8 protein-coding genes are annotated in these 12,573 nt (G+C 59.8%); 5 read left to right on the top strand and 3 right to left on the bottom strand.

Annotated features, from left to right (window positions below):
* Positions 1-19: 19 nt before the first annotated feature.
* Positions 20-2,116: a serine/threonine-protein kinase gene (locus RHIBUN_RS0108140; RefSeq protein WP_025659182.1), complete on the bottom strand. Its 2,097-nt coding sequence runs from the start codon at positions 2,114-2,116 to the stop codon at positions 20-22.
* A gap of 164 nt (positions 2,117-2,280) precedes the next feature.
* Here RHIBUN_RS0108140 and tssH point away from each other — a divergent pair, with 164 nt between their 5' ends.
* On the top strand, positions 2,281-5,007 hold the full coding sequence (tssH, locus tag RHIBUN_RS0108135; protein WP_025659181.1) for a type VI secretion system ATPase TssH: 2,727 nt from the start codon (positions 2,281-2,283) through the stop codon (positions 5,005-5,007).
* A gap of 31 nt (positions 5,008-5,038) precedes the next feature.
* Here the strand turns inward: tssH and RHIBUN_RS0108130 are convergent, their stop codons facing one another.
* Positions 5,039-5,791 carry an OmpA family protein gene (locus tag RHIBUN_RS0108130; RefSeq protein ID WP_025659180.1) on the bottom strand — a complete coding sequence of 251 codons (753 nt, stop codon included), beginning with the start codon at positions 5,789-5,791 and terminating at the stop codon, positions 5,039-5,041.
* Between the two features lie 116 nt (positions 5,792-5,907).
* Here RHIBUN_RS0108130 and RHIBUN_RS0108125 point away from each other — a divergent pair, with 116 nt between their 5' ends.
* The 3 genes from RHIBUN_RS0108125 to RHIBUN_RS0108115 are packed head-to-tail and all read left to right on the top strand — an operon-like array spanning position 5,908 to position 10,096.
* Positions 5,908-6,666: a protein phosphatase 2C domain-containing protein gene (locus RHIBUN_RS0108125; protein ID WP_025659179.1), complete on the top strand. Its 759-nt coding sequence runs from the start codon at positions 5,908-5,910 to the stop codon at positions 6,664-6,666.
* Positions 6,663-7,571: a M15 family metallopeptidase gene (locus RHIBUN_RS0108120; RefSeq protein WP_025659178.1), complete on the top strand. Its 909-nt coding sequence runs from the start codon at positions 6,663-6,665 to the stop codon at positions 7,569-7,571. The genes RHIBUN_RS0108125 and RHIBUN_RS0108120 overlap by 4 nt, the downstream gene beginning before the upstream one ends.
* A 44-nt stretch (positions 7,572-7,615) precedes the next feature.
* Positions 7,616-10,096, top strand: a complete 2,481-nt coding sequence (locus RHIBUN_RS0108115) for an ImcF-related family protein (protein WP_037215309.1) — start codon at positions 7,616-7,618, stop codon at positions 10,094-10,096.
* Between the two features lie 115 nt (positions 10,097-10,211).
* Here the strand turns inward: RHIBUN_RS0108115 and RHIBUN_RS0108110 are convergent, their stop codons facing one another.
* A complete protein-coding gene (locus RHIBUN_RS0108110; RefSeq protein WP_025659176.1) occupies positions 10,212-11,105 on the bottom strand; it encodes a helix-turn-helix domain-containing protein in 894 nt (297 codons plus the stop codon).
* A gap of 101 nt (positions 11,106-11,206) precedes the next feature.
* Here RHIBUN_RS0108110 and RHIBUN_RS0108105 point away from each other — a divergent pair, with 101 nt between their 5' ends.
* Positions 11,207-12,520 carry an alpha-glucosidase/alpha-galactosidase gene (locus tag RHIBUN_RS0108105; RefSeq protein WP_025659175.1) on the top strand — a complete coding sequence of 438 codons (1,314 nt, stop codon included), beginning with the start codon at positions 11,207-11,209 and terminating at the stop codon, positions 12,518-12,520.
* Positions 12,521-12,573 lie beyond the last annotated feature (53 nt).

Here is a 12,573-nt window from a genome sequence, read left to right as displayed (position 1 = left end):
GTGTATGTCCGGCTTCTAATTAATTCCGGGTGTCGATCAGCCGGGTGCTCATCGAGAGAATTGACACATGCCCATTAGCTATCGCAGCGCGTAAATCTTCGGCAAACGACTTGGTGGACTCCGTTGTTGGTCGAAGCTGTGAGAAAAGTGGCTGGTCGGTCTGCATGACAATTATCAGACTTCTGCCGAACGTGGCGTCGACGGAAAAGGAGAGCTTGGAAGGATCGGCTGCACCCTCTGCGGCAGGGTAGGCAACACGGATAGTGCGCACGCCACCCGACACGGACCCAATTTGGGCAAGGGCGTGATCGGGCCTCTTTATGTTCGGAAGAACATTGAAAAGATTGCCGGTGACGTCGGCGATGACGACCCACAGGTATCCCTTGTCGAGCGAGGCCGGCGCAATTACGTCAATGACCGGGTTGTCGCCGACCGAATAGACGCCTGCCATGTTCGGTTCGGTCCTGTCGCCGTAGCCGAGAACGATCGACATTTGACCTTGCGGTGCATCTGGCAGCAGCTCTTGAACAACGCACAGTTGGCTGTTGAGCACTGTGGCGTCGAAGCGTAGCTCGCGATCTCCGACACGAGGGGCGAGCGTCTTTTTCAGAGCTTCGACGTCATCGCCGGACGCGACATTTCCACGGACGACCAGCGTCGAGCCGAGAGGAAAGCTGCCGCTCGCCGGAGGTTGAACGAGGAGCGGACCGCAGGTTTGAAGTGGCGCGAGAAGAGGCTTCAACTGGTCCGGCGACAGGTCCCGCGGACCGGCCGCGATCCGGACGATACTCTGGTAACCGGTCGACTTTGCCGCAGCGTCAAAGCGGGTGACCGCATCTTCGCGTGCAGCTTTGTCCGCCGCCAGACCGGTGAGGCGAGCTGTCCGATCAGCGACTTCGAGCTTCCACTCGACGAGTGGAGCGGCGGCTTTAAACAAGGCGTCAATGTCCTGCGCCCAGCGTTCAGATGGAGCACCCTGGGCAAGCGTCAGAGCGCCATTGGGCGGAGGAAGCCCGACCGTTCGGTTGAAGGTCGACAGGATTGCCTGTTGCTGCTCAGCATCCGGAGCAAAACCCGCAAGCATGGGGCGGCTTTGGGCATCCACCCCGGCCGTGAGTTTGTAAGGGGTTGCGATCGGAAGGGCAGTCGGGGACAAATGCTCAAAAACCCCGAAAAACCAAAACCCGGCGATTGCCGCCAGCGCCACCAGGGGCAGGATCGCCAGCCATGGCTGCCACCTGGGCCTTGCTTGATGCCCGGTCTCCCGCCGTGCCTTGGCGAGACCAGGCTGCAGCAATCTGCCGATTTCCTTGACGACTGCGGCAGCACTCGGAGGGCGTTGGGCAGGGTCCGGCCTGGTGAGATCGTCGATCAGCGCCTTCAACGGTTCAGGAACACCCGAGGTATCAAGTCGCCGTTCCTTGTGACGGACAACCTCGCCGGGACTGGTTCCCACGTCAGGAATCCTTCCTCGAAAGGTGGCAAGCAGCGAAGCGCCGAGCGCATAAAGGTCAGAGCGTGGCTCCGCCTGCCCATGCAACTGTTCCGGCGCCGCATATTCGTATTTGCCCGCAAATTCCTTGCCGACAATTGTACGGGCCCCTGTCTTGCTGTCCTTCGCGATACCGAAGTCGATGATAACGGCTTCCTCCGGCCTGCCGTCGCGCAGGATGATATTGTCAGGGGAAAGGTCGCGATGAACGATCTTGCGCTCGTGCGTCGCGACAAGGCCTTCGGCCACTCTGTGGGCCACGACCAGCAGATCCCGAGGCGACGCCCCGCCACGTTCGAGCCACTCGCTGAGAGGTGTGCCGGCGACGTAATCCATCACCAGATAGACGTGGCCGTCTGCGGTCTGGCTGCAGTCGGTGTAGCGCACAACCGCATCGTGGGAGATGTTGCGCATCTCCTCCTCACGCTTCATGAGCTCCAGATACCCGGCGTTTCCCGATAGCTCGCGTTTCAGCGCCTTTAGCGCCACCACACGGCCTGTGATCCGGTTGCTTGCCCTGTAGACCTCACCTGTGCCGCCGCGGCCGAGGATACCCTCGATCTCGTAGGTGTTGTTAAGCACCTGAGCTTTGCGAAAGATGTCGCCAGGCAGCGGATCGATCATCTGGAGCCTCCCAGCGCACCCAGTGGAAATTACGCGAGACTGTTCACCAGGAACACGTGGCCCTGAATATTTGTCAAGAATACTCTAATGTGGCACGCTGTGACCAGCGATCAAAGACGAGGCTCGGGACCTCTTTAAGATCACCTGGGCAGGAGCCGATCGACATGGAGCAGAACATGTCTTCGCAGAGCTTCAAGCGCAAGGAACTGGTCGGAAAACTTAATCCCGTTTGCCTGCGCGCGTTCAAGGCGGCGGCGGACGCGGCCAAGCTTCGCGGCAATCCCTACGTCGAACTTGTTCACTGGGTCGAACAGCTGGCTCTGGTGGACCGTGCGGATTTTCAGCTTCTCTTTGCCGATGCCGGCATCGATCTTGGCCGGCTTGCTGCCGACATGGCAAGGGCAATAGACAAGCTGCCTTATGGCGCGACCTCTATCGAGGAATTTTCCGATCACATATTTCATGCCATCCAGGAAGCCTGGAGCCTGGCAAGCCTGCAGTTTGGATCCGAAGAAGTCCGCGGGGCTTATGTGCTCCTGGCATGCAGAAAGGTTGCGGTGCTTGACGGCCTTCTGTTGAAGATCAGCGCCGAATTCGATCGGATCGAGGCGGATTCGATACTTCCACGGCTGGATGACCTGCTTGCCGGATCACTTGAAAATGCCGGCAAGGCCGAGATCCAAGAACAGCCCCGCAAAAAACGCCCGGCAGGCGGTGACTCCGCATTGGCGAAGTATGCGACGGACCTCACCCGTCGAGCGCGCGATGGGAAAATTGACCCGGTCGTCGGCCGCGATCCCGAGGTCCGCCAGATTGTCGATATTCTCATGCGACGGCGACAAAACAACCCGATCCTGACTGGTGAAGCCGGCGTAGGCAAGACAGCTGTGGTCGAGGGTTTTGCGCTTCGCCTTGCAGCAGAAGATGTCCCGCCTCCGCTGAAGGGCGTGGCGCTACACATGCTTGACATCGGATTGATGCAGGCGGGGGCAAGCGTCAAGGGTGAGTTCGAAAAGCGGCTAAAGATGGTCATCGACGAAGTTCAGGCATCGGAGACGCCGATCATCCTCTTCATCGACGAAGCTCATACTTTGATCGGGGCAGGCGGGGCAGCGGGAACGGGAGATGCTGCGAACCTTCTCAAGCCAGCCTTGGCGCGTGGCGAGCTTCGCACAATCGCCGCAACGACATGGGGAGAGTACAAGCAGCATATCGAAAAAGACCCGGCGTTGACCCGCCGGTTCCAGGTTGTCAAGATTGAAGAGCCTGATGAGGAAGCTGCCATCCTGATGCTGCGTGGGGTGGCCGGTGTATTGGAGAAACACCATCAGGTGCAGATCCTGGACGAAGCGATCGAGACGGCCGTTGGCCTGTCACATCGCTATATTCCCGCCCGCCAACTTCCTGACAAGGCAGTCAGCCTGCTCGATACGGCCTGCGCGCGGGTGGCGGTATCGCAGCACGCGACGCCGGCTGAGGTTGAAGACCTTCTGAGGCGCAAGCAGTCCCTTGAGATCGAGCAGGGCATTATCGGGCGTGAAGCGGCAATCGGCATTGAAGTCGCCGAGCGCCAGTCCAAAGTTGAAGCCGCTCTCGCCGAAATAGAGTCCGCGTTGCTTGCTGCAAAGGCTCGCTGGGAAAGCGAACAGTCGATGGTCGACGAGATCCTTGGTCTGCGAGCTAGCCTGCGAGGAAGAGGAGTTGCGCTCGATGCCGCGCTTGCTGACGCGGAGGCAGGCGGGGAATTGCCGGGTGCCGCCGACGTAGAGCGGCCCGGGCGGAAGGCCGCCGATGCATCGGATCAACGCGCCGAGCTTGAACGGCTCAAGGCCCGGACGGCGGAGCTTGCCGGGGTCCAGGGCGAGGCACCGCTGGTCCTCCTTTCCGTCGACAAGAACGCTGTTGCCTCTGTCGTAAAGGACTGGACGGGCATTCCTGTCGGTCGGATGCTGACCAGCCAGACCGAAAAGGCGCTAAAGCTTGCCGCGGTTCTGGGCGAGCGTGTCGTCGGCCAGGAGGACGCAATGGAATCGATCGCCCGGCGTGTGCAAACCAGCCGTGCGGGCCTGGCCTCTCCCGAAAAGCCGGTGGGCGTGTTCCTGCTATGCGGTCCGTCGGGCGTCGGCAAGACAGAAACGGCGCTGGCTCTCGCCGAAACCCTCTATGGCGGCGAGCAGAACCTGATCTCCATCAACATGTCGGAGTTCCAGGAGGCCCATACGGTCTCGACCCTTAAGGGCGCGCCTCCCGGCTATGTCGGCTATGGCAAGGGGGGCGTGCTGACCGAGGCCGTGCGCCGGCGGCCCTATTCCGTCATTTTGCTCGATGAAGTGGAGAAGGCGCATCCCGATGTGCACGAAATCTTCTTCCAGGTTTTCGACAAAGGAATGATGGACGACAGCGAGGGCCGGCGGATCGACTTCAGGAACAGTCTCATCCTGCTGACGTCGAATGTCGGTTCGGATGTTATCATGAAGCTTGCCGACGGCGGCAAGAGGCGGCCGCCGCCCGAGGAGCTCGAACGCGCACTACGTTCACCACTGTTGAAAGTGTTCCCGCCAGCCTTCCTCGGACGTGTGATTGTCGTTCCCTATTATCCGCTCTCGGATTCAATGATTGAGGCGATAACACAACATCATTTCGCGAAGATCGCGCGCCGGCTTCGCGCCAACCATGACGCCGAGCTGGTCATCGGAGACGGGGTCCTGGAGTTGATAAAGGCACGGTGTACCGAGGTCGAATCGGGGGGGCGCATGATAGACGCGATCCTGACCAATACACTTCTGCCGACCCTCAGCCAGGGTCTTCTGAACTGGTCCCTCGAGGGTAAACGCCTTACCAAGGCCACGATCGGAACATCCCCGGAAGGCTTCACTTACGCATTCGAATAGGCAAAGACGTGGCTGTCGCCGGGGAGCGCCGTTAGCTCACCGCCTGGAATTCCACGCGCCTGTTTTCGTCGGCCTTCGGGTTTTCCTGGTTGAGAAGAAACTGCTCGCCGACACCAACCGCTTCGAGCCGCTCGCGCGGGATATGGCAATCATCCGTGAAAAACCGCGCGACTTCCTTCGCCCGCAGAACCGACAGATGCTGGTTGTAGCTCGCGCCTCCGACAGAATCCGTGTGACCGATGATACGGACGAGTTTGATGTCCATGTCCTTTACGACTTCGCAAAGCTGCCTCAGCATTGGTCTTTGCTCCGAAGCGATCGCCGCAGAGTCAAATGCAAAATTCACCCGGACGTTGATCTGGTCATCAGGCGGGAGCTTCCAGTATGTCTGTGGGTCTGTCGTCGCCGCGGCCGCGGACCCTGCCGTTGCCGACGACGTCGCCGTCGGCAACGGGGCAGATGGCTGAGCTGTATTGGGGGCCGCTGGAGCAGTCTGGGTGCCTTGGGACTCAACGGTTGCATGGGGAGCTGGAGCGGTCTTGGCCGGTTCAGTCTCGGGCGTTGCAATTGTCACCGGGACGGCTTGGGCGTTGGGCGCTGCGTTGCCGTTGGTAAGAACCAGGCCGCGCGTCGCTCCGAGGCGTGCCGCCTTGAACAAGTCGATCTGTCGCTGGAATCGTTCCTTGAGCGCGGAATCGTTCAGTTCCTGTGCACCCAAACCACCTTGTGTCACGAAGAACAGAGCGAGAAACACCGTCAGCTTTGTGGTCATCAGGCGCTTCATCTCAGGCTCCTTGGCAAAAAGGTTTCGCCCCCCTTGAAAATACTATAGGATCATTGTGGCTGCAACCGATCCGGCAGTTGCGCTCACGACGGATCGATCAATGGGGTTATCCGATCATGACCCCGGATTCTCGGGACAATCCTTCGACGCGCTGGCCGTCCAGGCCGCAAGGAGCGGGACTGAGCCATACCGGGCATGTGCGCACAAACAACGAAGACGCGATTCTCATTGACCCCTCAGGCGCACTTTGGGCGGTAACCGACGGGATGGGCGGATACGGCCACGGAGATGTCGCGGCAGACCTGGTCATCGAACAGCTCGCGCTCCTTCCGCATGCACCCATTTCCGGCGCTCATCTCGTCGCTGCACTGCAATCAGCCAATGCCGCCATCCGTCGTTGGGCGGCGTCGGCCAATGTTGCGCAGATGGGCGCAACAGTGGTGGTCGCACTCATTGATGGTGGAACAGCGACGATCGCGTGGGTGGGCGATAGCCGGGCCTACCGTTTGCGAGCAGGGGATTTGTTGCAGCTCACGCGCGATCATTCGGTCGTGCAGGAACTTGTCGATGATGGACGTTTGACGCCTGACGCTGTCTGGCAGCATCCGCAAGCGCACGTTGTTACCCGCGCGATCGGTGCCGCCGAACGGCTCGATGTCGACTCTGTCGAAGTCCCTCTCAAGCCGGGGGATTATTTGCTTCTTTGTTCCGACGGATTGACTGACTGTGTTGCCGAGCCAGAGATCATCGCACAGTTGAGCGCGCCAAACCCCGACGTCGCCTGCCAGCGACTGATAGCCGCCGCTCTCCATAATGGCGCTCCGGACAACGTCTCTGTGGTGGTCGTTCGGATTGACGGAGCTGCAGCGCCTTGAGGCCACTAGATCCGATTGCAGCCGTCGTCATTGGAATGAGCATCATTCTTGCGGCGGTCGCGTTCGCGTTGGTTGGAGACTTGCTGCGAAATACCGAGCTCGATCCGAATGAGGGAAGGATTGATCGGGCAACGCAACAGCTTGCCAAACAGGACGCGGAAATCCAGGATCTGCGCGCTGAACTGAACTCATTTAAGCGAAGGGTAACCGATCTAGAAGGAAAGGTGAAGGAACTGGCAGAGGCGCCTCGTCCCGAACCCGTCCCGCAAAGCTCTGCGGTTTCGCCGCCGCCCGGCGAACCTGTGAGCCCGCAGTCGTTTTCGATCGATCAGTTCGGTGGCATTGCGCCGCCGGAAGAAACCGAAAATATGACGGAGCCCATGCAATTGGCGAAGAAGCGCTTCAACGAGCGTGTCATACGCCCGACCCCGGCAGTGTTACGCGAGGTCCTTGGCGAGCCACGAAGTGTCTATTCCACAAGCTGCCAGCCGGTCACCAACCCAAAATTACTGAGAACCCTGGAAAGCCGAGACATAGGGCATTTCCGCCTGACGATGATCAGGCCTGCGCTCGATTCCTTGGGGCAGATCATGGAGCGTCTGCGAAAGGAAGAGCCAGACATCTACGCCGCGATCGGAACGGCCGGTGCGCTTTGCGCGCGTTATGTGCGCGGCTCCACGAAATCTGTCTCCTCGCACGCCTGGGGCGCGGCCGTCGACCTGACACTCAAGAAGAACCTCGACCGAATGGGCGATGACAACACGCAGTTCGGACTTGTTGTCCTTGCGGAGTTTTTCAACGATGCCGGCTGGTACTGGGGTGCCGGCTATAGTCGCGAAGATTCCATGCACTTTGAAGTCGGCGAGGCGCTGCTGCGCAAATGGGCTGCGGAGGGCAAGCTGTGAGCGACCATGGCCAACCGCCGGGTCGGGATGTCACGGGAGCGGACATGCTTCCCGCATTGGCCGAGCCGCTGCTGAGCCTCGCCAAGCGCGCCGAAAGCGAGAAGCGGCCCGATCCGCAGGAGCTGGCAGCGACTGCCCGCCTCCTTGTGGCCGAGTTCGAGAAAGAAGGACGCCGCAGGAACATTCCCCCTGACTGGCTCCTGGATGCGCGCGACGCGCTCGTCGCGCTGCTTGACGTGCGGGCTCGCAGCAATCCGGCGCTGCCGGCCAAGCGATGGGAACGTGCTCTTGCGGCCGCCCTTCCAATTGGCCACATGATTGGCGTCGATGGGCTCGCCGAACGCGCTGCCCAGGCCGCGAAAGGGGGCTTGGCGCGGCGCGATCTGGCCCGCTTTCTCGGACATTGCAATGAGGCAGTGCAAGCCGCGCAGTCGAAGGCGGAGCAGCATAGAACGCGGGCAGACCGTGGACTCGTCTTTCTTGCGATTGTCCTTTTTTTCGCGATGCTCGTCGGCTGGGCTGGATGGGCGGAATGGCGGTTTCGCGAGCGGTTGTTGGCGCAATTGCCAGCCGTTGGAAGCGTTGTAGAAGCCGGCAAGGCCGCTACGCCGGCTGCGCGGGCGGCCCAACTCGATGCGTTCCTGGCGGCAGTCCAGCTTGTCGAGCAGGACGCGGGCCAGTCTCCGCTTGGCCTGATTCATCATATTGAGATGCTCGACCCGGCAGCGGCTGCACGTCGTCGCTATGGCGAGGCGGCCGAATCCCTTGTTGCCGAGCCACTCGCCGAGGCACTCGGTGTTGCCCTTGCCACCGAAGGCGAGGCCAACGCACTCTACGATTCCCTGCGCGCCTGGTCGATCCTGAAGGGCACTTCTGACTGGCAGCCTCGGTTTCTTGCTGGTTGGGTCGCCGACCGAGCCGAGGCCTTTCCCGAACTTGCCTTGCTGGCCGAGCATGTCGCCGCCATGTCCGGGCCACAGCCGAGACTTCCATCTCCGGATCCGGAAACGGTCGCCCAGGCACGGCAGTTCGCTGCTGAAGGCTCGGCAAGCGAGCGCGCATTGCTTGAACTGACCCGTGCCGAAAAGGCCGCAGCACTTCCTGCTTGGTCTCTTTCCCAGGCAGTGCCAGGTCTCGAGACGATCCTGATCCACCGGTCAGGCGTACCGATCGGGCGCGGTATCGCCGGCCTCTATACGGAGGCTGGATGGAGCTACGCGCGGTCCGACGGTGCAAGCGAGGCGATCCGGAGGGCAAGGTCCGAGGCCGCTACTCTTATTGCCTCCAATGGCACGACGACCGAAGACGCGGTGATGGATCTGCTTCAAAAGCGTACGCTTGACGTATGGACGGAGTATCTGGGTGAGCTACGCGTCAGGCCGTTCACCGACCAGCCAACGGCGGTCGTGATCAGCGGTGCGCTAAGCGCACGCAACTCGCCGCTCTCGGCACTTATCCGTGAGGCCTGGCGCCAGTCGGGCGGGACGGATCGTGGCCGAAGCCACGCCAATCAGCTTCGGATCGCGGCGGCGTTGGGGCCGGCGATCCAGTTCGTCGAGCAGGGGCGGATGTCGGAAATCTCGCAACTTTTCGTATCGTTGAACGTCGCTCTTGCTGTTCTCGATGCAGATGCACAGATTGGCAAGAAATCCCTCATGGACGCACAGGAGCGTGCGAACTCCATCGTTGCCTTGCAGCAAGCACCGCTTCTGGTCGTGCAAATCGTCGAGGATGTGATTTCCCAGACGGCTGCCCCGAGGGCCGCCGAACCTACGTTGGATCAGGCGCCGGACGTTGCAACGGATCATGTTGCAAAGGAGGTGCCGCAGCCCCAGTCTCAGCCCCAGTCTCAGTCCCAGTCATCTTGGGGTTCGCAGATTTCAGCCGCCTGCCGGGCCGCCGTGAATGGCCATTATCCGTTCTTCGATGGCCCTGACGCGGACATGGCCGAGGTCGCACGGATCTTCGCGCCGGAGGGCACGATCGAAAAGTATTTTCGGGCGCAACTGGCACATTTGATGGACACGTCGACGACACCGTGGCGTTGGAGACCGGAGGCGCGGCTTTCCGGCTATACACCGGAAAGCGCAGCATTCTTGCAGCGGGCAGTGGCCCTTGGGCAGGCTCTGTTCCAACAGGGAACACCGCCCAATGTCCCGATCGTGCTGGAGGCGCTCGCCCAACGAGGAGCTGCGACCGTCTCAATCGGCGGCGCTCGTGCTCCGGTCGTCACTTCGGGGGAGGCAGTGACCTTGAAATGGCCAGGAGCGTCACCAGCGCGCGGATTTGAGATATCCTTCGATAATGGCATTGCAGTCGACAAGAAGGGCGAAGCCGGACCATGGGGCCTCCTGCGGTTCCTGGACGGATCACGGTTGCGGCCCCGCGACGCTGGCCGGCGGTTCCTGATCGATGTGCGCGCCAAGGGAGCGCGCGCCTATCTGCAGATGTCCTTCGCCGGGCCTGCCAATCCGGTGTCGGCGCGCTCGCTGATGCGCGGCCTGACCTGTCCGCTGGCATTGTGAATTTCACTATCCTATCTTTCGCATGCGGGCGAAGCCTCGTGCGATTTGGAAGAGTGTGACCCCGTCGGGCCGACGGCCATAAAATTCGTCTGGAAGATCCCTGAGCTCCCAGCGGTCAGAAGGATCGCGCCCTGATATTGCTCAACCGATCAGGGGGACTTATCGGGGTCATCGATATTCGGAACTGACGGGGAGTCGTCCCAGTGCGCTCTTTGAAGGTTTCGTAAAACCGGCTGCTCGAGCCGAATCCGCAATCAAACGCAATTTGCAAGACTGACCGGTCCGTATCAGTGAGAAGTTGCATCGCCCGGGCGATGCGGTAACGGGTCAGATATTCGTTGACGGACATCCCGAGAACATCCCGAAACGCCCGGTTGGCGGTGGTCTCATGCATACCCGCGATCTTCGTGAGGTCCGGCACACTGACTGCATTTGAAAACTGCGAATTGATCAGGTCGCTCAGTATCTCAACGTGCCGGACCGCGTGTCCCTTCGTGGTAGTGCCGACAGTATGTCGGGTCGAAGTCGCCGCGTCCGCATTATCTAATATCAATCGCCGAATTCGGACTTTCACCTCGTCCACAATCAATCTTTGCCGAACAGCATCAGCATTTTGCCATTCACGTTCCCACCGCGGAAAGGCGATCGCATCTGACCCATCCGATAGCTGATCTGCGAGAAATCTCCCCTGCATGATCAATCGTCTGGCGTCCTTGTCTATTGGCAGAGCCAGAAAATCAACGAGCGGAAGATAAGCGCAAACAAGCGGCGCGTTATCGCTGACCAATATCGTCTGGTGCGGAATAGCGGCCCAGAAGAGAACCATTCTGCCCGCCTCAACCACTTCCTGTCGCCCATTGAAAAGGTAGGTCATTTGCCCTTCCAATAGCAGATTAATTTCCAAGTGGTCGTGCCAGTGAGCGGAGGCCATAGCGTCCGCGGTATGACGCTCCACCAAAAAGACGCCTCTGGATCCTGTCCATTCCCCGCGCTCACCTCTGCGTTTCATAATATCTTTCGCGCTCGATTATCGGAGTAAATTGGCATTTCGAAGGAGGAAATCCCTAATTTTAAAGCGCATTACGAAGCATGATCTGAAAGGAGATTGCAATGCCGAAGATTTGCCTCGTCGGTGCCGGCAGCACCGTTTTTGCTCAGAATATCCTTGGAGACGTGCTTTCATCGCAAGGCTGCGACTTCACGATCAGCCTGTTCGACATCGATCCAGAACGTTTAAAGACATCGGAAATTGTTGCGCGCCGGATTTGCGACGCCCTCAAACTCGTCGGGGTCAAAGTGGAGGCGACGCTGGACCGGCGGGTGGCGCTGAGCGGATCGGACTTCGTGATCCTGATGATGCAGGTTGGCGGCTATCGGCCGGCCACGGTTGCCGATTTCGAAATTCCAAAAAAATATGGACTAAGGCAGACGATCGCCGACACACTTGGAGTTGGTGGCATCTTCCGGGGGCTGCGCACTATACCAGTGCTGGAAGCGATTTGCCGTGACATGCAAGAGGTCTGCCCGCAGGCAATCTTGATGCAATACGTAAATCCCATGGCCATCAATTGCTGGGCGATCAAGGAAATAGCCCCGGAAATCCGAAGTGTGGGTTTGTGCCATAGCGTCCAGCACACCGCCGGACACCTGGCGAAATGCCTCGGTGAAGACGTCGCAGACGTGAACTACGTTTCGGCCGGGATAAATCATGTCGCGTTCTTCCTGCGTTACGAGAAGGTTCATCAAGATGGGCGCCGTGAAGACTTATACCCGCGCCTCAAATCCCTGGCAGCTGAGGGGCGTGTTCCGGCGGATGACCGCGTTCGCTTCGACGTGCTCAAACGGCTCGGTTACTTCGTAACAGAGTCGAGCGAGCATTTTTCCGAATACACATCCTGGTACATCAAGGAAGGAAGGGGCGATCTGGTTGATCAACTCAACATTCCTCTCGACGAATACATCCGTCGTTGTGAAGTTCAGATAGCTCATTGGCACGCACTGCGCAGGGACCTTGAAGGCGACAAGCCGATCGAGGTTTGCCGGAGCAATGAGTATGCCGCAGGGATCATTCACGCGGCGACAACGGGCATTCCAGCCCTGATTTATGGAAATGTTCCAAACAACGGACTGATAGAGAACCTGCCGAACGATTGCATTGTCGAAGTGCCTTGCCATGTGGATCGCAATGGAATTCAGCCGATCAGGATAGGGCGGGTACCCTCGCAGCTTGCGGCCGTCATGAGCCTGAGCGTTTCCGTTCAAAAGCTCACCGTTGAAGCCGCGCTGACAAAAAATCGAGATCGCATCTACCAGGCGGCCCTGGTTGATCCCCACACCTCCGCGGAACTCTCTCCCGATCAGATCTGGAGTCTTGTCAACGACTTGATCGAGGCACACGGAGACCTCCTGCCGACATATCACTGAATGGGATTCCCGCTCAGCGGCTGACCGTGCGCAGTTCCCACTGCTCTGCTTTT

The organism is Rhizobium sp. IBUN (assembly GCF_000510625.1).
GTDB classification, from domain to species: domain Bacteria; phylum Pseudomonadota; class Alphaproteobacteria; order Rhizobiales; family Rhizobiaceae; genus Rhizobium; species Rhizobium altiplani.
Note: the sequence above shows the minus strand (reverse complement) of the source record. Positions and strands in the feature narration are given on the sequence as shown.

Excerpts from the sequence above, each read along its gene's own strand:
- RHIBUN_RS0108125 (WP_025659179.1), top strand. The coding sequence starts at position 5,908 with ATGACCCCGGATTCTCGGGACAATCCTTCGACGCGCTGGCCGTCCAGG.
- tssH (WP_025659181.1), top strand. The coding sequence starts at position 2,281 with ATGGAGCAGAACATGTCTTCGCAGAGCTTCAAGCGCAAGGAACTGGTC.
- RHIBUN_RS0108110 (WP_025659176.1), bottom strand. The coding sequence starts at position 11,105 with ATGAAACGCAGAGGTGAGCGCGGGGAATGGACAGGATCCAGAGGCGTC.
- RHIBUN_RS0108115 (WP_037215309.1), top strand. The coding sequence starts at position 7,616 with ATGCTTCCCGCATTGGCCGAGCCGCTGCTGAGCCTCGCCAAGCGCGCC.
- RHIBUN_RS0108140 (WP_025659182.1), bottom strand. The coding sequence starts at position 2,116 with ATGATCGATCCGCTGCCTGGCGACATCTTTCGCAAAGCTCAGGTGCTT.
- RHIBUN_RS0108105 (WP_025659175.1), top strand. The coding sequence starts at position 11,207 with ATGCCGAAGATTTGCCTCGTCGGTGCCGGCAGCACCGTTTTTGCTCAG.
- RHIBUN_RS0108130 (WP_025659180.1), bottom strand. The coding sequence starts at position 5,791 with ATGAAGCGCCTGATGACCACAAAGCTGACGGTGTTTCTCGCTCTGTTC.